Raw genomic sequence first — 25,428 nt, forward strand, 5'->3', positions numbered from 1 at the left:
TAATACTCCTAATCCTTTGACACAGTTTGTTTTACAGCCTCACAAGTTAAGCAGCATATGGTTCAAAAGCCCGCACTTTCAGCACCTTAAAAACTTAAACCTTACTCCTCGCGCTTTGGTGAGCCAGCCGCCATAAGTATGTTTTGCACGTTCTCATGCTTTGTATAATCTATGGCAGCTTTGCCTGCGTTGTCAAGGGCTTTCACGTTTGCTCCTGCCTGAAGCAAGGCTACAATTACTTCGAAGTTGGCATTCATTTCGCATGCCAGCATCAAGGCTGTTTTCCCTTCGGCATTAGTTATGTTAGGGTCAGCACCTGCGCTTATCAGCTTATCAAGCTCCATGATGCCTATGTGTTGGCCTATGGTGGCCTGCAAGGCCTGTGCTAAGGCCGTGTTGCCCTCTTTATCTTTCATGTTAGGATCGGCCCCTTTGCCCAGAAGTATATCCAATAGAAGCACCTGCTCTTGCTCAAAGAATTCTGAACGCACTCTTGTACTACCCACTACAAAATGAAGAGCTGTTTTACCGTCTGCATCCTGGGCGTTTATCTTAGCACCGCGCTCTAGCAGCTGGTTAACCATTTCGATACGCACATCAGGTTCATAAATCACGCCATAATCTTCCAGCAGCATCGGAATGTAAATGGCATGCATCAAAGGTGTACGGTTTCTCAGGTCATCCCCAAATTCTTCGGGTGTTGCTAAGGTATTCACGTCTGCACCCGCTGTAAAAGCACGCTTCATCATGTCTGGGCTACGCGTAATGGAGGCAACCACCAGCTTCTCGTCTGGTGTCATGTTCATGTACTTTAGCTGCTCGTAAGCACTTACACTGCCTTTCGAAATTGCTTTTCGGTACAGCTTACGTGCCTCATCCAGCTTCACCTCTCCCAGGTTACCCTCTTCATATAAGAGACCCAGGGTATAGGTTGCTTCTCTATCTCCAGCGTCTATACCCTTTTTCAAGAATTCAACTGCTTTTCCTTTATCTTGCGTTACACCTTCTTCGTCTAAATACATATTAGCCAGGAAAGTATAGGCTACAACGTCATTCTTTAATGCAGCTCGATTCAGGTAATTAAAAGCAAGGCCCATGTCTTTCATTTCGCCATAACCTGTGTAGTACATGCTCCCTAAAATCCTGTTAGAGAAAGCATCGCCCTCCACTGCCTTTTCTCGTATGGCAACGGCAGCGGTACGCATGTGCTGCAAAAAGCGCTGCTTATCCTCATCGGTTCGCAGTACCATCAGCTCTGCTAAACCCAAATGCCCCAGCAGGCTATTCTCGTCTACAGCTTTTTGAAAGTAGTAGCGCGCCGAGTCTTTACTAGCAGAAAAATACTTATAAGCATTCTGCACCTCATTTATCGAATCTATTTGGATGGTATCATACTTCAGTTCGCGGTACTGGTGCATGCGGCCCAGAAAATAGTAGGCATCATGATCTCCCTCCTCTATAGCAGTCCTGAATTTTTCCTGCGCTTCTTTAAACTTAAGGCTCGTATAGTATCTTAATCCTTCCTGGGTCGCAGCGCTTCGCCAGATAATTCTGGTATTCTTATCTTGAGAAGGAACAGGTTTGGCAGTGGCCATGCCTACTGGCTTTGTGTTAGCACTTGCAGGTGCAGGACTTACAGGTTTTGCAGCAGTGCCAGGTTTAGTTGTCACCGTTTTACTGCTAGTACTTTTAGTTACTGGTTTGGTCTGAGCTATAATTAGCTGGCAAACGGAAACCATTGTTAAAGTCAGTAATAATTTCTTCATATTCGGTGCTTTTGCGCTCTTCTGCTGTTTAATCAAAACCTCTTTTCTCGTAATTATTAGCTTGTAAAAATACACTTATATCCTCCCGAATCAAAGGTGTTGAACCATATAGGCAAGCTTAGGCGTTTCTTTGGGCCAGATGTGGCGCCTCCCCTCAACGCTTTCGCCTTCATAAGTGTTCAATCTATAAAGCTTTACAACTATACTTACACTTGTCGTGCCAAAAGTGTGGTTGCCATTCTGAAAACGAAATTGAATTCGTAAATTGCAATGATTTTAAAGACGCACGCGGAAGAGAAGAAATGGATTTTATTAGTTTATTAAACGAATCACAAAGCCAGGCTGTACTGCACACCGAAGGACCAGCCATGATTATAGCGGGTGCAGGCTCAGGCAAAACAAGAGTACTAACCTACCGTATCGCCAACCTGATTAGCCAGGGTATAGACCCTTTTAATATATTGGCCTTGACCTTTACGAACAAGGCAGCTAAAGAAATGCGCCACCGTATTGAAAAGGTAATCGGCAACGAGGCGAAAAACATCTGGATGGGCACGTTTCACTCTGTGTTTTCACGTATTCTTCGTGCCGAGGCGGACAAAATCGGCTACCCAAAAAGTTTTACAATTTACGATTCAGACGATTCCAAAACACTTATTCGCAACATTGTGAAGGAGATGAACCTGGATGATAAGCTGTACAAGCCAAACGTGGTGCTAGGCCGTATTTCTGCCGCCAAAAATAAACTGATCTCTGTAAGGCAGTACCTAAGCGATGCTGTGATTCAGGCCGATGACGAAGCTGCTATGCGCCCGAAAATCGGGAAGATCTATGAAATGTATCAAAAACGCTGCTTTGCTGCTGGGGCTATGGATTTCGACGATCTTCTTTTCAACACCAATGTGCTTTTTAAAGATCATCCAGATGCGCTGAATAAATACCAGAATATTTTCAAGTTTGTGATGGTGGATGAGTATCAGGATACAAACTATTCACAGTACCTGATTACACGCAAACTGGCGGCTCAAAACCGTAACATTGTGGTGGTGGGCGACGACGCGCAGTCAATTTACGCTTTCCGTGGAGCTGATATCCAGAACATCCTCAACTTTGAGCGCGACTACCCAGAGCTGCAGGTGTTTAAACTAGAGCAGAACTACAGATCTACCAAAAACATTGTGCATGCGGCCAATTCTGTTATTAAAAATAACACGGCTCAGCTGCGTAAAGACGTTTTTACAGATAATGAGCAAGGCCCGCTGATTGAGGTAATTAAAGCAAACTCAGACAATGAAGAAGGCAAGCTAGTGGCTACCACCATTTTCGAAGAGAAAATGAACAACCACCTTTCCTACGATGATTTTGCAATCCTTTACCGCACCAACGCGCAGTCGCGGGCGATGGAAGAAGCACTGCGCCGCATGAACATCAAGTATAAGATTATCGGTGGCCTTTCTTTTTATCAGCGTAAAGAAATAAAAGACCTGATTGCGTATCTGCGCCTGACGGTGAACCCGAACGACGAGCAGGCCCTGCGTCGCGTTATTAATTACCCAAAACGCGGTATTGGCGAAACAACGGAGGCCAAAATATTTGTGACGGCCGAGGAAATGAACCATACGGTTTGGGAAATAGTGCAGCACGCGAGCCAGGTTTTAGGCAACCGTGTGGGTACGGCCATCGAGAATTTCTCGATCATGATAAAAGACTTCGCCCGCATTGCCGACAATAGCGATGCCTTTGAGGTTGCCAAGCACGTAGCCAAGCACTCTGGCATAGTAGATGACCTATACCAGGACAAAACCGTAGAGGGTCTGGCCCGTTACGAGAACATACAGGAGCTGCTGAACGGTATAAAAGAGTATGTCGATGATCCTGAAAGAGAAGACAAAAGCCTTTCAGCTTTCCTGCAGGACATTGCTTTAATTACAGACGCAGATACAAAAGCCGATGATGATGGCGAGTTTGTAACGCTGATGACGATTCACTCGGCCAAAGGTCTGGAGTTTAAGAACGTGTTTATAGTGGGCATGGAAGAAAACCTCTTCCCTAGCCAAATGATGCTAAACTCACGTGCCGACCTGGAAGAGGAACGCCGCTTATTTTATGTGGCTATTACCCGTGCTGAGAAGCGGCTTTACCTTACCTACGCCACCAGCCGCTATCAGTGGGGCAACCTGCGTGCTTGCGAAAAAAGCAGGTTCCTGGATGAAATTGATCCAAAATACATTAACTTTAAATACGGCGAAAATACAGGCGGCGGCGGAGGCGCTTTCGAACGTGTACTGCAACGCAAGAGCAGCATAGGTGCCTTAGTTACGCCGCCGCCACGTAAGCAAGCGGCCACTGCCTATACTGCCCCGGCAGATTTCAAGCCAAGCGATACCTCTAACCTAGCGGCAGGCATGAAGGTAGAGCACCCTAAATTCGGTTTCGGCGTAGTATCTAAAATAGATAGCCAGGGCAACAGCATCAAAGCCATCATCGACTTTGAAGAAGTAGGCGAAAAGACGCTGCTCCTGAGCTTTGCCAAACTACGCATACATGAGTAATTACGAGATAAGAATTACGAATTAAGAGTGAATTAGAAGCTAGTTCGAACAGCCGTTATATCGGTCTGCCTCTCTTTATATATTCATTTATAACTATAATTCTTAATTCGTGATTTTTAATTTTTAATTCTTAATTCGTAATTCGTAATTCGTAATTCTTAATTCGTAATTCGTAATTGATATAATGGAAGCTAGTACCACCTTTAAACAAGACCTGCTGCTGCGCGAATATGGCAGAAATGTGCAGGACCTTGTAAATTACATACTAAAAGTAGAAGACAGATCTGAGCGCACGCGTTTATCGCAGTTGCTCATAAACCTTATGGCAAAGCTGAACCCGCAGCTGCGCGACACACAGGATTTTCAGCAGAAGCTTTGGAACCACTTGTTTGTTATGTCTGGCTCTAAGCTTGATGTAGACGCTCCTTACCCGCTCAGCGCTATGGAGTACCTAAACGACAAGCCTCAGAAGATGGAGTACCCACTAAACACGCCAAAGTTTAAGCACTATGGCAAAAATGTGGAGCTTTTGGTGCAGCGCGCTACCGAACTCGAAGATGAAAAAGAGCGTGAAGCCGCCATTATCTCTTTAGGTAAGCTGATGAAAACTTTATACAGGTCTTACAACAAGGATAGCATTACAGATGATGTGATCTTAACCGACATCAAACAAATATCCAAAGGTAAATTGGATATTGACCTGAGCTATGTAGAAAGCAACAACCTGTTCGAATCGAATGCAAAACCGCAGCAGCAGGATAACCAGCGTAGCCAACAGCAAAGCCGCAACGACAATCGTAATGATAGCCGCGGCAGAAAAAACGTAAGATCTTCCAACCAAAGAAATAAATAATATTAATGGCTTCTCTCGAAGTAAAAGGCGGCGCTAAGCTTAAAGGCGACATTTACCCTCAGGGTGCTAAAAACGAAGCACTACAAATACTATGTGCAGTATTGCTTACCTCTGAGCCAGTTACAATTTCCAATATCCCCAACATCCGCGATGTAAACAAGCTGATAGAGCTTTTGATTGATTTGGGTGTGGTTGTCGAAAAACAATCAGAAGACACGTATACTTTCCGTGCAGAGAACCTGAACCTGGAGTACCTGGAAACAGAGAGTTTTGTAGAACAAGGCCGTGCCATCAGAGGTTCTGTTATGATTGTGGGCCCGATGCTGGCGCGTTATGGTCAGGCTAAAATGCCAAAGCCAGGTGGCGACAAAATTGGTCGCCGCAGATTAGATACACACTTTATAGCTTTCGAAAAACTGGGTGCCAAGTTTAGCTATGACACTCAGGATAGCTTCTTCAACGTTACCGCCGACAAGCTAAAAGGTGCTTATATGCTTCTGGACGAAGCCTCTGTAACTGGTACAGCCAACATCTTGATGGCAGCTGTACTGGCCGAAGGCACCACTACCATTTACAATGCTGCTTGCGAACCTTATGTGCAGCAGCTTTGCCGTATGCTGAACCGTATGGGCGCAAAAATCAGCGGAGTTGGTTCTAACCTGCTGGTTATTGAGGGCGTTGAGCAATTAGGCGGCACCGAACACCGCATGCTGCCCGATATGATCGAAATTGGTTCTTTTATTGGCTTGGCAGCCATGACGGGTTCTGAAATAACGATTAAGAATTGCCAAATACCTGAGTTGGGCCTTATACCAGAAACGTTCCAGCGCCTGGGCATTAAAATGGAATTCCGTGATGACGACATTTACATTCCTGCGCAAGACCATTACGAAGTAGATACCTACATTGATGGTAGCATCCTGAACATCTCGGACCATACCTGGCCAGGACTTACTCCTGACCTACTAAGTGTGGCACTGGTAACGGCTACGCAGGCTAAAGGTACAGTGCTGGTACACCAGAAGATGTTCGAGAGCCGCCTCTTCTTTGTAGACAAACTGATTGACATGGGTGCTCAAATCATTTTATGCGATCCGCACCGTGCTACTGTAATCGGCCAGAACAATCAAATTCCGTTGCGCGGCATCCGCATGACTTCTCCTGACATTCGTGCTGGGGTTGCTCTCCTTATTGCAGCCCTCTCTGCAGAAGGAACCAGTATTATCGACAACGTGGAGCAGATTGACCGCGGTTACCAAAACATTGATGGCCGCCTAAATGCCATTGGCGCACAGATCAGGAGACTGTAACTGTAGTCAAAAATCAACAAATAGTAAAAGAGGCTGTTCCGATTACTCGGGCAGCCTCTTTTAATTTTATTGTTCCGTCCTGAAATAGGTTGACAGCTAACTCAGGAAAAGATGCAAAAAGCTGAAGGGAAAAAAAGCAAGCGCACGCAGCGGGATTACACGCTGGGCTTTAAACTGCAGGTCGTGGCCGAGGTCGAGCGCGGGGACCTGACGTATAAACAAGCCCAGAAGAAGTACGGCATTCAGGGAAGAAGCACGGTGCTGGTTTGGCTCAGAAAACACGGAAAGCAGACCTGGTCTGCAACAGCAAGTGACAAAGCGATGGACAACACACCCAACCAAAGGATAAAGGAGCTCGAGGCGCAACTGGCAGAGGCCCAGGAGCGGGCCAGGCAGGCAGAACTGAAGGCAAAGCTGCTGGACACGCTCATCGACGTGGCCGAGGGGGAGTTCGGCTTCGAGATCAGAAAAAGGCCTTCACCCAAACAGTCGAGCGCTTCGCAGCGCAGGAAGAAATGAGCATCAGCCGCTCCTGCCAGCTGTTTGGGTACACGAGGCAGGCCTACTACAAGCGCAGGAAGGTGAGAACGGGAAACGAGCTGGAAGAGCAGCAGGTACTGGAGCTGGTGCAGGAGAAGCGCCTGAAGATGCCGCGCCTGGGCACCAGAAAGCTGCACTTCCTGCTACAGGATGGGTTTGCGGAAAGTAATCTGAAGATAGGCAGGGACAGGCTCTTCACGCTGCTGGGCAGCAACCGCCTGCTCATCAGGCCCAGGAAGAGCTATGTGAAGACCACAGACTCAAAGCACTGGCTGCGCAGACACAAGAACCTGGTGGAGGAGCTGGAGATTACCCGTCCCGAGCAGGTCTTCGTCTCGGACATCACCTATGTGTACACCGACCAGGGCTACAGCTACCTCTCCCTGGTCTCGGATGCCTATTCAAAGCAGATCATGGGTTATTGCCTGGCCCGTGACCTGAAGGCAGAGGGACCGCTGCAGGCGCTCGGGATGGCCATTGGAAACAGGAAGTACAGCCATCCGCTCATCCACCACTCCGACAGGGGGCTGCAGTACTGCTGCGCTGATTACCAGCAGGCACTGGTGCAGGCGGGCATCAGGCCCAGCATGACGGAGCAGTACGACCCTTACCAGAATGCGGTGGCCGAGCGTATCAACGGCATCCTCAAGGATGAGTTCTTTATCGGTGACGGCTTTGGCAGCCATCAGCAGGCAGAAAAGGTGATAGAGGAGTCCATCGCTGTTTACAACAACCTTAGGCCACACCAGAGCTGCCGCCTTCTGACACCAAGGCAGATGCACAGCCAGCAAAAAGTGGAGATGGTGAAATGGAAAAAGAAAGCCTCCAAAGCACAGGCTTTGGAGGCTAAGGATAAAGTGGTAATTTTAAACTAATCTTGTCAACCTATTTCAGGACGAGACAACAAGGTTACAAAGTAAATCCCTCGCTAAAGCATAAAAACCGCTGCTGATTCGTAAATACATTAGCAGCGGCTGTATAGTTATTGTTTAATTCTCTTTCTCTTCACCTCTTCGGCTGCCTCTGTACAACTCATACTTGAGTAGACGGCAGTCGATGGAGCCATTGTAAAGTGGTGTACGGCGAGAGGCTCGCAACCCGATACTTTTAGCGGCATCTAGGTTGCCTGTAAACACAAAGGCATCGTAGCCCTGGTAGTTGTTCTTAAGCGTGTCGCCAATGTTTTTGTAAAGCAGGTTAATATCTTCCGATACAATCCGTTCATTGTAAGGCGGGTTCATAACTAGCACACCTTCAGTTGCAGGAGCCTTTGTTTCAAAGAAATCGGTCTCTTCCACCTTTATCACATGTGCTAAACCAGCATTTTCTATATTCTTCAAAGCTGCGTCCACATAGTCGGCATCTATATCATACCCGATAATTTCTGCCTGCGGCGCTTGCTTTTCTTTTGCCTCTGCTGTGCGCCACACCATCTCAAAAAGGCTTTCGTCGTAATCTTTCCAGCTCTCAAAAGCAAACGGATCGCGGCGGTAAAGCCCTGGTGCTAAGTTCTGCGCCATCAAAGCCGCCTCTATTAAAAAAGTTCCCGAACCGCACATAGGGTCAATAAACGTAGATTTTTTATCCCAACCCGATAAAGAGATGATTCCAGCTGCCAATACTTCATTGAGCGGGGCCACATTGGTTTGCAGGCGGTAACCACGGCGATGCAGCGAGTCTCCCGATGAGTCCAGTGAAAGCGTTACCATGTTCTCGTGCATGTGCAGGTTCAGGCGTACATCTGGTCGTATACGATCTACAGAGGGCCGCTCACCTGTTGCTTTTCGGAACTGATCTACGATAGCATCTTTCGTAAGCTGCGCCACAAAAAGCGAATGCTCGAAAGAGGAATGGCTAACAACTGCATCAATAGCGAAAGTTTTGTCCAAGTCAAGGTAATCAGCCCAATTTACTTTCTGCACCTGGTTATATAAATCATCCTCGTCGCGAGCTTTAAAATTGCGCAAAGGCTTAAGTATACGAATGGCTGTTCGGCACCAAAGGTTCGCCTCATATAGCTGGCGTTTATTTCCTGAGAAGGTAACCGCTCTATTTGCCACCTTTATGTATTCCAAATCTAGAGCCTCCAGCTCAGCGGCCAGCACCTCTTCTAAACCAGCCAGCGTGGTGGCTATCATATTAAAATTGCCGTTCGGATTTTGTTTTGCCATAGTATAAGCTTACGAAAAAGGTAAAATTAGGACTAACAGTTATGAGTTCCGAATTCAGAGGTAGTAGTTTTAGATAAAATATGAAGAGACACAAACATCAATTTACAAGACACGGGACTCATAAATGAAATTAGCACTGATTCTTAGCAGATTGCAAGACATAATGCGCTTACTTTTATGTTGATCTAATAATGTTTGGCTCACTTACATTAACTCTTGAAGAGCAGGCCTCCTATTGCTGATTTAGCAATACCTATAAATCTCGTACCTCCGAACTCGGAACTCATACTGCAATATCCTATTTTTGCAGCAAACACACAGGTTATGAAACTGCAGTCAGATATTTCGCTTAAAGAGTACAACACGTTTGGTATAGAGGCTAAAGCCAAGCATTTTGCCCGCTTCGAGAGCGTGGAGGAGTTGCAAAAGCTCCTGGCCCTGCCTGAAGTAAAACAAGCACCAAAGCTTGTACTTGGTGGCGGAAGCAACCTGCTCTTCACCAAAGATTTTGATGGTGTAGTGCTGCAGAATGGCATAAAAGGTATTGATATACTGGAACAGAACGAAGAGCATGTGTATATAAAAGCTGGCGGCGGAGAAGTGTGGCATGAGTTTGTGCAATTTGCACTGCAGCAAAACTTTGGTGGCATTGAAAACCTTTCTTTGATACCTGGCACAGTGGGTGCCGCACCACTGCAAAACATTGGTGCCTACGGCGTAGAACTGAAAGACGTGTTCCATGAACTAGAGGCCGTAAACATTGCTACAGGTGAAGTTAAGACCTTTAGCAACGAGGATTGTTGTTTTGGCTACCGCGAAAGTGTTTTCAAGAATGAGTGGAAAGGGCAGTATATTGTAACGCACGTAACGTTTAAGCTCACAAAAAAGCCGCTGCTGAATACAAGCTACGGCGCTATAAAAACCACTTTGGAAGAAATGCAGGTACAGCAGCCTACCATACAAGATGTTAGTGCCGCCGTTTGCCAAATCCGCCAGAGCAAGCTCCCCGACCCAAAGCAAATTGGAAATGCTGGCAGCTTTTTCAAAAACCCCGAAATACCACTGCAGCTTTTTGCTATACTAAAAGAAAAGTACCCAGATATGCCCTCCTACCCTGTTTCAGAACAAACTGTGAAAGTACCCGCAGGCTGGCTGATTGAACAGTGCGGCTGGAAAGGTAAAGTGATAGATAATTATGGTGTGCATAAGCACCAGGCGCTGGTGCTGGTAAATTACGGCGGAGCTAATGGCGAAAACGTTCGACAGTTAGCCTATAGCATCATTCAGTCTGTAGAGGAAAAATTCGGTATCAAGCTTTCTCCTGAGGTTAATATTATTTAGTAGCCTATTCTAGCAGAAAATAAGAACCCTTCGCTCAACCTTAGGTATGCATCCTACGATATACATGCTGTACTATCGTTATTTGCTCCTTGCTTCAGCTTAAACGCTTTTTTGTTCTTTTCTTACTTGTTGTTTTCAACGGGTATATGTTGTCTTCCTGCACCCAAGACAGCGATGATGATCCTTTGTCCCCAACTGATCTTTTAGTGGCAGAGACCTGGTACGGCGACAGAATATTAGTTGCTGGCCTTAATATCAATCTTACGCCAGGTTTGTCAGAAAAACTAGCACTACCTGATATCTCCACCTTAACTCTTAGCTTTAACAGAAACGGCACTTACGAAGCCTTCTATACTGAAAACAACCAACCTGTATCTAGTACAGGGCAGTGGCAGTTAACCCAAAACGACACAAGGTTATATATAGAGCTTCTGGGGGAGTTCGAGATAGAAACTCTGACAGGATCTGCACTTACATTGCTAAAAACGCATAATGACGCTGGCACAGATTACCCTTTAGAGATACTTTTTGTACAATAGCCACTTTTGCTATATGGCTATATTAAAATTTTTTACGTATTAATTTTTACGCTTACTAACTTTAACTAAATGCTTAACCTCATGACAAAATTTAAACTCATTCAACTACTGTTTGCCTCCTTTTTAGTTTTAACATTTGCAAGCTGTAGTAACGATGACGACGAAGCAGAAGACATTTCTCCTAACACTTCTCTTTTAACTGCTGGCGAATGGACAGGTAGTGCTGTATACATAAACAACGCAGATTCAACTGACTTTTTTGAAGAACAAACAAATATAATCTGGAACAACTACAGCACTGTTTTTGAAAGAGACGGAACCTATACAGAATCTTATGGTGGTGACGAAATTAATGGAAACTGGGAATTTACGAATAACGAGAGGTCTATCATCTTTGATAAAGGAACTGATAATGAATACACTGTGGTGGTGTCTAAATTAGATGAAGATGAGTTGTTTTATTTGCAATCAGGTATAGAATTCAGGTTCGAAAGGTAAGTGTACATAAGAAGGTATTTCACTTTATTGGAGGCAACAGATGTTATGGTTTTCCCTGTTAGCTGAAAAACACACTCCTTATTTAAACTTTCTGCCGAAGCTGACGCTATTGGATTAAACTTTATCTATTCTTATTATTATGAAGCTCACAACTATACGATCATTGCTCTTTGCCCTGAGCATACTCTCTTTTTTAACCTCATGCGAAAAGGATGAAGAAGATTCTGAATTGTCACGTACCGAACTCCTAACCGCTGAAACCTGGAATGGCGACAGAATTTTGATTGGCGGACAAGATGCGGCGGATTATCCTGGAGCAGCAAACTTAGTACCCGATCCGAAGTCATTAAGAATCACTTTTAATACTGATGGTACTTTTACAGGGCAGTATACCCAAAATGGACAAACGATTCCTGCTTCGGGCAACTGGGAGCTTAGCGAAGACGAGCAAACTATAACTGGAGACTTCTTTGGCCTGGCATCAGAGGCTGAAATAGAGACTTTAACAACTAGTAACCTAAACCTTACTACTACTGTGCAGCTTCCTAATTTTCCTTTTCCACTGCCAGCAGAACTACGCCTTGTAAGGTAACTGAAACCTTATTTCCTATAAACCAGCAAAGGCTCCCCATATGGGAGCCTTTGCTGGTTTATAGGAGTTCTAGCAAATGATACAACCTTTCCAATCCAACAATAAGTCTTACTAATTCTGCCTTCTGTTCCAAAATATCAGTAATAAGAGTAAACCCTTTCTAAGTAAATATCGTTATACTTTTATATTCGGATTATAACATATTTTTTTTACTCTTAAGCTTTATTATGAACAGACTAAGACACTTTACGCTTTTATTAGCTTTTCTTATCATGCTGACGGCGGTTAGCTGCAGCAAAGAAAATGAAAAAGAAGATGATGTTGAGCCAAACAAGTATGAGCTTCTTACGGCAAATACCTGGCAAGGAAACCGCATTTTTATTGAGGGACAGGATTGGAGCAGCCTTTTTGATATGGACGACACGAACATGACGTTCAATAAGAACGGGACCTATGTATATTTACTAGGTGGTGAAACGAACGAAGGAACCTGGGAATTGACAGCAGACGACCAAAAACTCTTAATGAATAAGAATACTGAAGAGGAGTTTTCTGTAGACATCTTAACACTAACTAATTCTAACCTCAATATAACTTGGGAAGAAGAAGATGAGGATACAGGTGGATCTTACACGATTGAATTAAGACTACTGAATAATCAGAATAAATAGACTTATTGCTCCTATAAAACAGCAAAGGCTCCTTTGAAAGGAGCTTTTGCTGTTTTATAGGTATTTGTAGGAAGGAGAACTGCTTAACGAGACAAATTTTATATACTTGATATTTAACGCTTTCCCCCCATTATTTTTCATATTTAACTTCTTTAATACGTGTTGTAGAAGCAACATACTTTTACTATTTAAATATTTTACTGCACATTTACTTTATTATAAACCACTATAACCTATACAACTATGAAAAAAGTAAATTTATTTGCGCTCCTGTTTCTTTGTCTGTTTTCGTTTACTATGGTAAGCTGCGACAAAGACAAAGATGATGAAATTGATCCTTCTATTACCAACATGCTCACCGACGGTGAATGGGTTGGAGCAGCCATGCGATTTAACAACGTGCTACTTACGCGTGATCAACTGTATGTGCTAACGGAAGGCATGTACGATATTTCCACCTGGACTTTAGAATTCAACAAAAATGGTACAGGAACTACTTCGTTGATGGGTGAAACTGGTTCTGGTAAATGGGAACTAGCTGACAAAGGCAAAACAATTATCTTCAGTAAAGGAACGGAAGAAGAATCCAGAGCAAAAATATTGAAGCTGACTGCCTCTGAGCTACACCTTGAGTTTCAGGACAAAGAACTTGAAGAGGAAATGGATGGCAAAGCAGAAATCCATTTTGTTCACTAAGATTAAAACAAGATTCTATAAAAACAGGAAAGCCTCTCCAGTTGGAGAGGCTTTCCTGTTTGAAACTATACATATTTTACTTCAGCACCGCTAGGGTAGCACCGTCACCGCCGCGTTCTTCAACTTCGCTGCCAAGGCTAGCTACCTCGCGCACCGAGTAAAGGTAATCGCGCACCACTTGGCGCAGGATACCGTTGCCACGGCCGTGAATGATCTTGATTTCTGGCATCCCCAGCATAATGGCTTCGTCTGTAAAGTTCATAACTTTGGTTAAAGCATTTTCAGCAAACTCGCCTCGTATGTCTAGGGTAGCGGTAAAATCGGCCATGCGTTGCGTAATGTTCATGCCACGGGTATAGCCATCGCCAGTGTCCATTTTCGATTTCTTTGGCTTCGCTACCTGCCCCTCTACCCTTTCCAGGTTATCTACCTTTACAATGGTTTTTAGGCCGCCAAACATTACCTCGGCTGTTTTACCTTTTATACCTACTAACTGCCCTACCGAGTCCTGCCCAATTAATGCCACATTATCGCCTTCTTTTAAGGCACCAGTTTGGATGCGCTTATGCGCTGGGCGCGGCTCCTCTTTCCGTACTTCCTGTGCAAAAGTTTCCAGCTCTTTACGAGCTTCTTTCGTCTGCTCCTTCTGGGCCTGGTTCTGCTTTATCTGCTGAATAGTGGATTCTATTTTCTGGTTCGCATCCTTCAACAGCAACTTCGCTTTGCCTTTGGCCTCACGCATAATGTCCTGCTTGCTATCTTCAAGGAAGTTTTTCAGGTCCTGGTATTCTTTCACGTTTTTCTTCAGCTTCTGCTCTAAGGCCGTTGCTTCGCGAGTCTTTTTCTCCAGTTCTTGCTTCTCTGTTTCCAGTTCTTCCAGCAGGCGGTCGTAACGGATTTTGTCTTTACCTACCAAGCTGCTCGCTTTATCTACAATATGCTTCGGCAAACCGATCTTACGTGCAATCTCAATCGCGAACGAAGAACCTGGCTTCCCGATCTCCAGTTGGTACAGCGGCTGCAGGTTTTTATGGTCGTAGCGCATGGCGCCGTTTATGATGCCTGCCGTACGCTCGGCATAGTTTTTCAAGTTGGTATAGTGCGTCGTAATCACACCGTAAACTTTGCTGTCGTTCAGTGTCTGCAGCACCGCCTCGGCAATAGCACCGCCCAGCACAGGTTCCGTACCTGTACCAAACTCATCTATCAGCACCAAGCTTTTGTTATCGGCTACCGTCACAAATTTTTTCATGTTGGTGAGGTGCGAACTATAGGTACTCAGGTCGTTCTCAATCGACTGCTCATCCCCGATATCAATAAAAATATCATGGAAGATACCGCCTTCTGAATTATCGCCAGCAGGTATGAGCATACCGCATTGCAGCATGTACTGCACCAGCCCTACCGTTTTCAAGCTAACCGATTTACCACCTGCGTTCGGACCAGAGATGAGCAGAATGCGTTGCTCACGGTTCAACTCCAAATCCATAGGCACAGTAGTTTTGCCAGCTTGCTTATGCGATAGGTACAGCAAAGGGTGCACAGCCTGCTTCCAGCTGATGTGCGGGTACTTGTGCAAAGTTGGTTTAACAGCCTCTACACGGCGCGCGAAAGCTGCTTTAGCCCGAATAAAATCGAGCAGGCCAAGGTACTGATAGGCTTTGCGCAGCTCTGGTATGTGGTGGCGCAGCGTATTCGTTAATCCTGTTAAAATACGTACCAACTCACGGTTATAGGCATTGTGCAGGTCTTTTATATCGTTGTTGAGCTCGAAAATGGCCTCTGGTTCAATATAAACCGTCTGCCCCGTATTCGACTCATCGTGAATCAGACCTTTAAGACGACGCTTATACTCTGTGATAACAGGTATAACTAAACGACCTCCACGTATGGTAGGCTCCGCATCAGCTGGCGTCCAGCCCTCGCTTTTCGCGTGCTTGATGATCGACTGAATCCTGTTCCGTAATATACCCTGCTGCGAAATCAAGTCGCGCTTTAGGCGCTGCAGTTCTGGTGTGGCATCGTCGCGTACGACACCTGCATCATCTACTACTTTATCTAAAGCAGCAATAAGCGAGCGTTCTACAGTAATATTGGCACCCAAAGCTTTCAGCGCCTCATACTTACCTTCTTCTGCACCCGAAATAAAGCGCAGCGAATCGCGGATTGTACGCAACGACATTTTTATCTCGAAGAAAGCAGGTACGTCCAGGTAAGTACCTACAATAGCCGCTCGGTCGAGGTAAGAAGTTACGTCGAAATAATGCTGAAGCGGAATTTCGGCATCCGCCTCTAATAATTGTTTAAACTCTTCTGTTTGTTGCAGCAGTCGCTCCACCAAGTCGTGGCGGTTGAGGAAAGCCATGCGGTTTACGTACTGGCGTCCCAACGGGCTCAGGCAAAGCTCCGAGAGAATCTCCCGCACCTGCGCAAACCCGATTTTTATTTCAAAGTTTTCTGGATAGATCAATGCTTATCGTTTAATTTACTGCAAAATTAGCAATAACTATAACAACTATACAGGGCAGTTTTGTTCGTTTTTGAAGACATAAGATTTAAGACACAGGACATAAAACTTTCTTCAACTTTATAACTTTTTAACCTTCTAACTTTCTAGCTCAAAATGGTTCTTGATAAACTCGCCAACGCCTCCCGCTACTATAGTCTGCACCCGCTGTTTGAGCAGGCTTTCCGCTTTTTACAAGAAACAGATTTAATGGCGATCGCGCTGGGCAACCAGGCAATAGTTGGCAAAGACTTATTTGCTATCATTTCAGAAGGACGCGGTATACCTGAGAAAGACGCGAGGCTGGAAGTACACCGCAAGTACATCGACATCCAGTACGTTATCTCAGGCACCGACCACATGGGCTGGAAAGACCTGGTACAATGCAGCGAACCCAACGACCCTTACAACCCAGAACGCGATGCCGCCTTCTTCCCCGACAAAACAAACAACTGGTTCGATGTACCCGCTGGCTCTTTTACCATCTTCTATCCTGATGATGCTCATGCGGCCATGGCGACCGAAGAAACGGTGCGGAAGGTGGTGCTGAAGATTGCGGTGGAGGCTGGGAGTTGATAAATGAAATAGATGGATATAAGTAATTTCAATACGGTTAAGCAGCATATTTTACTGCCACATTGATTTTACTAGTGCTTGCTACTTTCTACTTAATTTTAATTTCAGAAAGCTTTATCAATTAGTTATGACTAACAAAACACATACCATCGTTCTAGATCATGATGGAGTACTTTATAAGCTTTTTAAATTAATGTATGGACGTGATGGTTCTGTTATGTTGATTTCTCCTTATCATCCATCTAAAGAAGCAATAGTTGGACTATCAACCATAAATTACTCTCTTCAAGAAAAGGATATAAGTATTGAAGAAGCAATAGATGTAGCATCAGTTAAGGATGATAAAAAGAGGCTTAAGCTTACACATCATGCCAGCGGTTTGATTCATATTTCAGGAGAAGGTATCACCTCTGGAATCAATGAAAATGGAAGGCTCAAAGGCATAGGAGTACAAAGTTGGCCATTGGAATATCCAGTTACAGGTCCCGCTTTTGGAATCACCATTTATGGATTTGAACATTTTGATATAGAAAATAATATCAAAAGTGACTTTCATGTTTTCTCTACAAATGCATGTGAAAGACTAGACAATTATAAGGCCTTAGTTATTGAAGGATACTGTTTTCCTGCTCACTATAGACGTTTTGTTAGAACTGATAATAATGGCCAAAAAATAATACACTTAACTCATCCTACTGGCATGGTTATTCCCTTGAGAGTTGCTTTTCCTCCACAAAAATGCAAATGTCAAAGCTTCTTTGGAATAGAATTATATTTTGATGAGGGCCATCCTGATGAACAACACATGCCAAGTTATTTTCTCTCTTCATCTACAGGAAACATTCGCGTTAATGATAAAAACGAGCATTTTGGAGATTCTATCTTTTGTATGTTTCCTAGGCAAAGTCTTCCCGTAAAAAGAAGTTTAAATCGGTTTATTTGAAGTAAAGAAATAGTTAAAGTTTGTAAGAACAAAACAATAATGAATTTATTTTAGAAGGCATTGCATTTACTTAAACACACTGGACAGAATGATACTGCTTTTGCTCTTTCCTAACAAGTCAGCCGTGGCAGCTCCCGCACCAGCTCCGACTCCAGCCTTAACGTTGGATACTGCTGCAGCACATCCAGAAACTCATCATAAAGGTGCATATTATCGGCTATATTTGAGAAGTACGCCACCAGCACATCATTTTCAGGTATACGGATTACGAGGTTGCTGAAGCCGCTGGTGTTGCCGCTCTGGTACATTTCGTTAGTCCCGTCGGCACGCTTAGAGAAAAACCAGCCCATGCCGTAGAACCAGTTATTATTCTCTTCTATCGTATGATATACTTTATTCAGTAGCGGCAGAACATGAAAAGGACCAGGTATAAGCAGCGCCTGGTGCCACTTCTGGTAATCCTGCAGCGAAGTATAGATGCAGCCGTCGCCCATGGTAGCAGTGCAGGTGCCCTGGTCAGCAAAGCGGAACCCTGCTTCTCCACTGGCATAGCCCATGGATCTGTTCGTTATCTGTTTGTATTTTTGGTAAAGCGAAGTGCTTTGCATCTGCAAAGGCTGGAAAATAAGCTGCTGCAGGAAATCAGCATAAGGCAAGTCAGACACCCGCTCCACCACCAGTGCCAGCAGTACAAAACCTGTATTGCTGTACCTGTACTTTGTGCCAGGCGTAAAGAAATTTTCCGTTAAAGGTGCCACCAGTTGCAGTACCTCCTCATCAGTTACCTGTTCCTCCGATGTCTCCTCCACAAAGTTCTCATAATCCTGCAGCCCTGAAGTATGCGTAAGCAAGTGGCGCAGGGTGATTTCGGCACCAACAGGACTAAACTCTGAAAAATATTTCAGCAGCTTATCCTCATAACTTAGCTTCCCCTGTTGTTCCAGCAGTGCCACACACATTGCTGTAAACTGCTTCGAAACAGAGGCCATTCTGAAGGTTGTCTGCGGCGTGATCTGCTGCCCTGTCTCCAAGTTAGCCATGCCAAAGCTCCGCTCATACAGCACTTCTCCTGCCACACTAACCAATACAGTTGCTCCTGGATCGGAGTTGGTATAACGGGCGTTCATAATTTTATCGAGGGAAGAAGTAAGCACGGAGTTCATAAGGGTAGCTGCTGGTTTTTGTTCTGTGGCAAATATAAACATCTAACCGCAGCATCTGTAGATTGCCTGGTTTTCTGAACAGACCTCACAGTGTTTTTCAGACCTGTGAGCGTTTTGGCAACTACGAAGCAATAGCTCTGCTGGCACTAGAATCTCACTGGAACTGCCGTCAATCGTCACATTATTTAACCCACCTCTAACCCCTCCAAGAAGAGGAATTCTGCTTATGATATATCAGGTTCGTAGAAAAAACTCCTGCTTCTTGTGTCCTTTGTCTTGTGACTTTTAAGCTAAAACTTCTCCTCCACACCCAGCCCGAACAGGGCGTAGTCGTACTTTACCGGGTCAGTTGGATCGAAGGTGCGCAGGTGGTCGGTGAGTTCTTCTGCGGTTTGCCAATCCATGCCTTTGCGAGTAATGAGGCCGAGGCGACGAGCCACCCGCTCTACGTGCACATCGCATGGACAAACCAGATCAGCCATTTGCATGGTGTTCCAGATTCCGAAGTCTACGCCGTTGTTGTCGTTACGCACCATCCAGCGCAGGTACATGTTCAGGCGTTTACAGGCCGATTTCCGAGCTGGCGTGGAGATATGCTTACGGGTACGGTGCGGCGCTTCCTCTAAGCTAAAAACCAAATCATGGAAATGCTCAAGTCGCTGTTTCTGTGTCTTTACTTCGTTATGTTCACCTGTGAAAGCCGTTTCTAAGCTCTCGTGCTGTTGGTAGTACTGCTGGAAAAAGAATAGCAAGTATAGCAGATCAGTATCATTGAAGGTGCGGTGCTTAAAGCCAAGGAAGCGCTGCAGGTCCTGCTCCTGGTGGTTCAGAATAAAATCGTGCGGCGTATTATCCATCAAGTCCATCAGTTTGAGGCAGTTGTTGATGATGGTTTTGCGCTGCCCCCAGGCCAGTATGGCCGCAAAAAATCCGCTGATTTCTATGTCTTGCTTTTTAGTAAAGCGATGCGGTATGGAAACAGGATCATTCGGTATGAAATTAGGTTGATTATACTTTTCTACCCGATCATCAAGCAGGGCTTTTATAGCGGCAATATCTTGGTTCATGTATCGCTTGTACGAGGTATGGTAATTCGTTGATGCTGAACTGTACTATAAATCGTGTCATCGTCGACACTCCTTCGGTATTTACTTCCCCAAAATTCGAAGGAAGAAGACTTCTGCATGACCGCTCCGTCCAATCACTTGTGACAATGTAAAATTCAGAACTACGTCTAAATGCAAAGCGCCAGTATTATATATAATACTGGCGCTTTGCATTTGTAACTAAGGGCGTTATGGCATGTAAGAAACTTCTACTGGGGCTTTGCCTCCTGTTACACCTAGTTTCTGATAAGCCTTTTTAGAAAGACGAACAAGTGTTTTGTTATTAGCGTCAGCCTCAGAAAGCTTTCCTATTACGCGCACATACACCACTTGGCCATTTGCAGGGTTTTTTACCTGCATAATGGTGCCCACAGGTGCCGTTTTATGTTGTGCCAGGTATTTGTTCGAGTCCGCTTTAGGATCCAGCACTTCAGCCATCCCGCTCTCTACTATTTTCTTAACTGTTTCTTCTGTTGTACTTTCCTCGTTTTCTACACGTTCTGGAGCAGGTTGAACACTTACAGTTGTTGTGGCAACCGCATTCTCTGCTTTTTCTTCAGCAGTTTTTGGCTTCATTACATCGTCTGGCTCTGGCACATAAACAGGCTGCTTAGTTGGTGTAGCGGCTCCTTTGCCTACAACCAGCTGCGACCCAATGCTGATATTGTTTTCTGTCAAGTAGTTCCACTTTTTCAGGTTCTCTACTGTTACACCGTGCATCTTAGAGATAGAGAAAAGTGTTTGCCTTGGCTCTACGGTATGCAGTTTATTGCCTTTATCGTCTACAGTAAAAGTGCGGCTACTTGCAGTTGGTACTGTTTTATCGGGCAAAGCAGCTACAGGTGTAGCCTTTGCCGTAGAAGCGACTGCTTTCGGCACATAGCTCTTCCTTGGGATGAGTACTATCTGACCAATATTAATCGTGTTCTGAACAATAGGATTAGCTTCCACTATTTTCGACACAGGCACTCCGTACTTCCTGGACAGGGCATAAAGCGTTTCTTTAGGCTCTACCCTATGCTGCACAAATATCTTCCCGTTCTTACGCTCCACTCCAATGGAATCTCTTACAGCAGAAACACCAAAGGCTGAGGCAGAAAAGGAAAGCAGGGGTGCCACAAAAAAGGTGAAAAATAAAACTCGTACCATGGCTAAATAATTCTATGTAAGAAGTCGATGAATTCTTAAAATGTTTCTGTCTTGAATAAAGATCAAATCGTGCCTAAAGATAAGAAAAGTATCTGAACCAATGCCACTTAAACTTGTACCGATATTCTCCTTTAAGAGCAGTTCTCCATCAAAACTGAAAACGGCTAACACGTTGTGCAGCTTGTTAGTTGCATCCGCTGTGTAATAACTTATAATGATATTCTGTTCAATTTCAGCATATTCCATACCATTCACAGCCTTATCACCAAGCTCCTGCTCTATAAACTCCTGCACCTGCTCAAAGTATGCGTCCTGCTCCAGGTATAGCACAGGGAACATGCAGTTTTTATAGCGACTAGGGCTAAAAGCCTCGACAGCAGCCATTGCTTCTGGCTGGGCTATGTTGGCTACAGCTGCTGTTCCTGCTTTAGCCGACAGTAACTGAAAGCCCTCTTCGGGATGACTCGCAGGGAAAGCATAAATACCCGCTTCTCCTATCCCATAAAATGCAAGCTCCTGCTGCTCCCAAACGATAGCAGCAGTTTCTGCGTCTATAGTGATAATACCCTTATGCTGGCCAAGCTTTCTGTCGCCATAGCCATGCAGGTAAACAAGTCCGTCGTGTGCATCTTCTAACCCTTGCCACCACAGCAGGTTTTGCCGAAGCTCCAGTTTTTGCAAAGTATAAGTTGCATAGTTAAAGCTGAAAAAGGTTGTTAGCAATGCATCAGCATCACGCACCTCTAAGGCCAGCCGATCCGAAACAGAATCTAGCCGCATACGCCACACAGGCGCGCCAAAATCGTATTTAAATAGTAAGGGAAGTATAAGCGCTTATTTTTTTGTATCTTATCCTGAATTCAGACGCAATTTATGAAAACTCATGTAAAGCCAGGCCATCTGCTACAACTGTTCTTCCTGTTTTTAGCTATGGCCTTACCATATTTAGTGCAGGCACAGCAACAGCGCCCAAAAGTATTTGTGATGGAAGTAAAATCGGAGATAGACCCAAGAACCAACCGCTATACCGAACTGGCTTTTGACCAAGCAACGGAAGCAGATGCCGACCATGTACTGCTCGTGCTGGATACGTTTGGAGGTGCCTTGAACGATGCCGACGAAATCCGCACCAGAATTCTGGAGTATCCGAAGCCTGTTTATGTCTTCATCAATAAAGATGCCGCCTCGGCTGGGGCACTTATTTCCCTTGCCTGCGATAGTATTTATATGGCTCCAGGCGCGAACATTGGTGCCGCAACCGTTGTAGATGCCAGCGGAACAGCTGCCCCTGGAAAATACCAAAGCTATATGCGCTCTATTATGCGCTCCACAGCAGAGGCAAACGGACGTAATCCGCATTTGGCAGAGGCCATGGTAGAGGCTAGTGTAGACAGTACGCTCTCGGCTGGCCAGGTACTTACGCTTACTAGTACCGAAGCCATTCGCTATGGTTTTTGCGAAGGTATAGCCACTGACGTTGATGGTGTGCTTGCCAAGCTTAATTTACAAGATGCCGAAGTTCTTCGCTTCAACTTAAGTACAGCCGACAAGATTATCGACTTTTTCCTGAACCCCTTTGTAAGCGGTATCCTGTTGTTGGTTGTGTTAGGTGGTTTATATTTCGAGTTGCAGACACCAGGAATCGGCTTCCCGCTGGCAGCGGCTTTTGTAGCTGGAATCCTGTACTTAACGCCCTACTACTTGAACGGCCTGGCCGAGAACTGGGAAATACTTCTTTTCGTTGTGGGTATTCTGCTTATTGCTGTAGAACTGTTTGTTATCCCTGGCTTTGGTATTACAGGCATAAGCGGTATCATTCTGGTTTTCCTGTCGCTTGTGCTGATTATGGTAAACAACCAGGCGCTCGACTTTACTTTTGTAGCCTCTGAGCAACTGATGAAAAGCTTGTCTTCTATCGTGATTGGAATGGTGGGTGCCGTTGTGCTTATTGCTCTTACCTGGGACCGCATGCTAAACAGCGATGCCATGAAACGATTGGTTTTGAAAGATACCTTCCGCAACGAAGAAGGCTATAGAGTGGGTAACACTGCAGCACATCTGATTGGTAAAGCAGGTATAGCACATACCCGCATGTCGCCGACTGGCCGTGTTATGATTGAAAATACCCTCTACGATGCGCAAGCCCGCGACGGCTATATTGAACCTGGTGAAACTGTGGTGGTGATAGACCAAAGCACGTTCTCGCTTCGGGTTAAGAAAGTATAGTTTGCAGAATTGCTTGTGGAGGCCCATCTTTACAGCCGAAATTAGCAGAACAGATATGGATATTCTTGGCATCATACCCGCTCGTTACGCCAGTACACGTTTCCCTGGCAAACCACTCGTAGACATACAAGGTAAAAGTATGATTCAACGGGTGTATGAGCAGGCAAAGCAGGCGCAGAGTTTAGCGGAAGTGCTTGTTGCCACGGACGATGAACGTATACTAAACCATGTGCAAGGTTTTGGAGGAAAGGCTATACTTACTGCTGAGCATCACCAAAGTGGCACCGACCGTTGTTACGAAGCTCTTCGTCTGCACGGCCATCCGTTCAGTCACGTGATCAATATTCAGGGAGATGAACCTTTTATTAAGCCAGAGCAGATAGATTTACTGGCCTCATGCCTAAAAAACTCTGATGCGCAGTTGGCAACGCTGATTAAAAAAGTGAATAACGCTGAGGAGCTATTTAACCCAAACTCCCCTAAAGTTGTTGTAAATAAAGCCAACGAAGCAATATACTTTAGTCGGCAGCCTATCCCCTACTGCCGCAATATTCCGAACGATATTTGGCACCAGCAACATACCTACTATAAGCACATCGGCATTTATGCCTACCGCACCGATGTGCTGGAGCAGATCACTCAACTGCCGCCTTCGCCCCTGGAGCTGGCAGAGTCGCTTGAACAACTCCGCTGGATAGAAAACGGCTTCCGCATATTAACAGCCGTTACAGAATTCGAAACATTCGGGATTGATACACCAGAAGACCTTGAGAAAGTCAAAGATTTGTAGAGTTAAGAAATTACTTGTTTTTAACATGCTTTGATTCGCTAAATCCCTAACTTCTTAACTCTCTAACCCTTCAACTTTCTAACTCCGATCATCCTCCCGCTTTTTTAGCTTTGTAGCCTGCAGCAGTTAATACTTGTAGTACTTTGTCGCGGAAGTCGCCTTGGATTAGGATTTCACCGTCTTTGGCTGAACCGCCTACGCCGCATTTGCTTTTCAGCATTTTGCCCAGTTCTTTCAGGTCATCGTCTGTGCCCACAAAGCCTGCTACTAACGTCACCTGCTTGCCCCCTCTAGATTTTTTATCGAGCATCACTTTTAAGTTCTGCTGTTGTGGCGGCAGCGTCTCCACCTGCTGCTCGTTTTCGTATTCGTAGTTAAAATCAGAACTAGTGGAGTAAACAACTCCTTGTCTTCCTTTTTTATTTTTATCACTCATAACCTCTTTTCTTAAAATTATCTTAACCGCAGGTGTCTAGTCATATTCTAAACTGTTAACACTCCTCCAAATTGAACCTCTGCCTGATGAAGAGAATTTTAACTTTTACTTTTCTACGCAGGCACCACTACCTTCAGCGACATTGGGAACAAAGAAACATTAAACTCCGATGCTTTACCCAGAAATTCTCCGTCAGCATGATACATCATCTCCTCCTCTGCTACTACCTTCACCTCGTTAGTCGTAAAATATTCGGCACTATCAGCATGAGCTACTTGCTTCGTGAGCATACAATAGCTCAAGTTCAACGCTTTTATAAAATCCAGCTGCCTAACAAGGCATACATCCAACAGACCATCTTTTATATCGGCCATGGGTGCAATGTAAGCGTTGTTTCCGTATTGGGCTGCATTGGCAAAGGCCATCACAAAGCAGTCGGTGCTTGTAGTGTTTCCGTTAATGGTTAGTTTAACAGGTAAATGCTTATAGTTACGTACTTCTTTCAGAATCAGCTCTACATAGGTTTTCAGCCCTCGCTTCTTATTACCAGCAAACACAGAACTGATGTAGGCATCAAAACCAACTCCAGCCGTAGTAAAAAAAGGATGATCATTGATAAGGCCGCTATCAATCTTGGTGGTATGTCCCTTATTGATTACCCTCAAAGCTCCTTTTATGCCCATGGGGATTAGCAAGTGGCGCGCCAGGCCATTACCTGAACCTTTTGGAAGAATAGAAAGCGCTGTTTCTGTGTTGAGAATGCCACGCGCTACCTCGTTTACTGTACCATCTCCGCCAACAGCAACCACCACAGCGCATCCTTCTTCAGCTGCTTGTTTGGCCAGCATAGGCGCATGCCCAGCATAAGCTGTGTACACAATATCGTGGTTATACTTTGTATGGTCGAGGTGCAGCTTGATGATTGCAGCAACATCCATACGGCTGCTAGTCCCAGATTTCGGATTGATGATAAATCTGATGTGAGGAAGTTTTGCCATGCAATG

General features: G+C 45.0%; 22 protein-coding genes and 1 pseudogene. 14 read left to right on the forward strand and 9 right to left on the reverse strand.

The window, feature by feature from the left end:
• Positions 1–101: 101 nt before the first annotated feature.
• Positions 102–1,766, reverse strand: coding sequence for an ankyrin repeat domain-containing protein (locus LN893_RS16085; protein WP_229971852.1), 1,665 nt, complete (start codon positions 1,764–1,766; stop codon positions 102–104).
• A 302-nt stretch (positions 1,767–2,068) separates the two neighbouring features.
• Here LN893_RS16085 and LN893_RS16090 point away from each other — a divergent pair, with 302 nt between their 5' ends.
• From LN893_RS16090 to LN893_RS16105, 4 genes and pseudogenes are all read left to right on the forward strand, one after another.
• Entirely contained in the window at positions 2,069–4,318 is a 2,250-nt protein-coding gene (locus LN893_RS16090) for an ATP-dependent helicase (RefSeq protein WP_229971854.1), read from the forward strand.
• A 184-nt stretch (positions 4,319–4,502) separates the two neighbouring features.
• Complete coding sequence (locus tag LN893_RS16095; RefSeq protein ID WP_229971856.1) at positions 4,503–5,171, forward strand: DUF4290 domain-containing protein; 669 nt, start codon at positions 4,503–4,505, stop codon at positions 5,169–5,171.
• A gap of 5 nt (positions 5,172–5,176) precedes the next feature.
• Positions 5,177–6,481, forward strand: a complete 1,305-nt coding sequence (gene murA, locus LN893_RS16100) for a UDP-N-acetylglucosamine 1-carboxyvinyltransferase (RefSeq protein ID WP_229971858.1) — start codon at positions 5,177–5,179, stop codon at positions 6,479–6,481.
• A gap of 111 nt (positions 6,482–6,592) precedes the next feature.
• Positions 6,593–7,815 (forward strand): annotated as a pseudogene (locus tag LN893_RS16105) (IS3 family transposase); the annotation flags it as partial.
• A gap of 195 nt (positions 7,816–8,010) precedes the next feature.
• Here the strand turns inward: LN893_RS16105 and LN893_RS16110 are convergent.
• Entirely contained in the window at positions 8,011–9,192 is a 1,182-nt protein-coding gene (locus LN893_RS16110) for a THUMP domain-containing class I SAM-dependent RNA methyltransferase (RefSeq protein WP_229971862.1), read from the reverse strand.
• Positions 9,193–9,516: 324 nt separating this feature from the next.
• Here LN893_RS16110 and murB point away from each other — a divergent pair, with 324 nt between their 5' ends.
• From murB to LN893_RS16140, 6 genes are all read left to right on the forward strand, one after another.
• Entirely contained in the window at positions 9,517–10,533 is a 1,017-nt protein-coding gene (gene murB / locus LN893_RS16115) for a UDP-N-acetylmuramate dehydrogenase (protein ID WP_229971864.1), read from the forward strand.
• Between the two features lie 146 nt (positions 10,534–10,679).
• Entirely contained in the window at positions 10,680–11,072 is a 393-nt protein-coding gene (locus LN893_RS16120; RefSeq protein ID WP_229971866.1) for a hypothetical protein, read from the forward strand.
• 81 nt (positions 11,073–11,153) lie between these two features.
• The gene (locus LN893_RS16125; RefSeq protein ID WP_229971868.1) at positions 11,154–11,570 is read left to right on the forward strand and encodes a hypothetical protein; all 417 of its coding nucleotides are present in this window, start codon (positions 11,154–11,156) and stop codon (positions 11,568–11,570) included.
• A gap of 139 nt (positions 11,571–11,709) precedes the next feature.
• Entirely contained in the window at positions 11,710–12,162 is a 453-nt protein-coding gene (locus tag LN893_RS16130) for a lipocalin family protein (protein WP_229971870.1), read from the forward strand.
• Positions 12,163–12,389: 227 nt separating this feature from the next.
• Positions 12,390–12,833 carry a DUF5004 domain-containing protein gene (locus tag LN893_RS16135; RefSeq protein WP_229971872.1) on the forward strand — a complete coding sequence of 148 codons (444 nt, stop codon included), beginning with the start codon at positions 12,390–12,392 and terminating at the stop codon, positions 12,831–12,833.
• A gap of 243 nt (positions 12,834–13,076) precedes the next feature.
• A complete protein-coding gene (locus LN893_RS16140) occupies positions 13,077–13,529 on the forward strand; it encodes a hypothetical protein (RefSeq protein WP_229971874.1) in 453 nt (150 codons plus the stop codon).
• Positions 13,530–13,605: 76 nt separating this feature from the next.
• Here LN893_RS16140 and LN893_RS16145 read toward each other — a convergent pair whose 3' ends face one another.
• Positions 13,606–15,999, reverse strand: a complete 2,394-nt coding sequence (locus LN893_RS16145) for an endonuclease MutS2 (protein WP_229971876.1) — start codon at positions 15,997–15,999, stop codon at positions 13,606–13,608.
• Positions 16,000–16,152: 153 nt separating this feature from the next.
• Here LN893_RS16145 and LN893_RS16150 point away from each other — a divergent pair, with 153 nt between their 5' ends.
• Together LN893_RS16150 and LN893_RS16155 are read left to right on the forward strand one after the other, a co-directional pair.
• Positions 16,153–16,611: a NanQ anomerase/TabA/YiaL family protein gene (locus tag LN893_RS16150; protein ID WP_229971878.1), complete on the forward strand. Its 459-nt coding sequence runs from the start codon at positions 16,153–16,155 to the stop codon at positions 16,609–16,611.
• 127 nt (positions 16,612–16,738) lie between these two features.
• A complete protein-coding gene (locus LN893_RS16155) occupies positions 16,739–17,554 on the forward strand; it encodes a hypothetical protein (protein WP_229971880.1) in 816 nt (271 codons plus the stop codon).
• A 110-nt stretch (positions 17,555–17,664) separates the two neighbouring features.
• On the opposite strand, the gene LN893_RS16160 is transcribed toward LN893_RS16155, so the two are convergent.
• The 4 genes from LN893_RS16160 to LN893_RS16175 all read right to left on the reverse strand — a co-directional run bounded on the left by LN893_RS16160 (position 17,665) and on the right by LN893_RS16175 (position 21,752).
• Positions 17,665–18,717 carry a serine hydrolase domain-containing protein gene (locus LN893_RS16160; protein ID WP_229971881.1) on the reverse strand — a complete coding sequence of 351 codons (1,053 nt, stop codon included), beginning with the start codon at positions 18,715–18,717 and terminating at the stop codon, positions 17,665–17,667.
• A 290-nt stretch (positions 18,718–19,007) separates the two neighbouring features.
• On the reverse strand, positions 19,008–19,784 hold the full coding sequence (locus LN893_RS16165; RefSeq protein WP_229971883.1) for a TIGR02757 family protein: 777 nt from the start codon (positions 19,782–19,784) through the stop codon (positions 19,008–19,010).
• Between the two features lie 228 nt (positions 19,785–20,012).
• Positions 20,013–20,972: a septal ring lytic transglycosylase RlpA family protein gene (locus tag LN893_RS16170; protein ID WP_229971885.1), complete on the reverse strand. Its 960-nt coding sequence runs from the start codon at positions 20,970–20,972 to the stop codon at positions 20,013–20,015.
• 12 nt (positions 20,973–20,984) lie between these two features.
• Complete coding sequence (locus LN893_RS16175; protein ID WP_229971886.1) at positions 20,985–21,752, reverse strand: DUF4905 domain-containing protein; 768 nt, start codon at positions 21,750–21,752, stop codon at positions 20,985–20,987.
• Between the two features lie 150 nt (positions 21,753–21,902).
• Here LN893_RS16175 and LN893_RS16180 point away from each other — a divergent pair, with 150 nt between their 5' ends.
• Together LN893_RS16180 and kdsB are read left to right on the forward strand one after the other, a co-directional pair.
• Complete coding sequence (locus tag LN893_RS16180) at positions 21,903–23,198, forward strand: NfeD family protein (protein WP_229971888.1); 1,296 nt, start codon at positions 21,903–21,905, stop codon at positions 23,196–23,198.
• A 55-nt stretch (positions 23,199–23,253) separates the two neighbouring features.
• On the forward strand, positions 23,254–23,988 hold the full coding sequence (kdsB, locus tag LN893_RS16185; protein ID WP_229971890.1) for a 3-deoxy-manno-octulosonate cytidylyltransferase: 735 nt from the start codon (positions 23,254–23,256) through the stop codon (positions 23,986–23,988).
• An 88-nt stretch (positions 23,989–24,076) separates the two neighbouring features.
• Here the strand turns inward: kdsB and LN893_RS16190 are convergent, their stop codons facing one another.
• Entirely contained in the window at positions 24,077–24,424 is a 348-nt protein-coding gene (locus LN893_RS16190) for a translation initiation factor (protein ID WP_229971892.1), read from the reverse strand.
• A 113-nt stretch (positions 24,425–24,537) separates the two neighbouring features.
• Complete coding sequence (locus LN893_RS16195; RefSeq protein ID WP_229971894.1) at positions 24,538–25,422, reverse strand: diacylglycerol/lipid kinase family protein; 885 nt, start codon at positions 25,420–25,422, stop codon at positions 24,538–24,540.
• Positions 25,423–25,428 lie beyond the last annotated feature (6 nt).

It is taken from the genome of Pontibacter harenae (assembly GCF_020907245.1).
Classification (GTDB): Bacteria; Bacteroidota; Bacteroidia; order Cytophagales; family Hymenobacteraceae; genus Pontibacter; species Pontibacter harenae.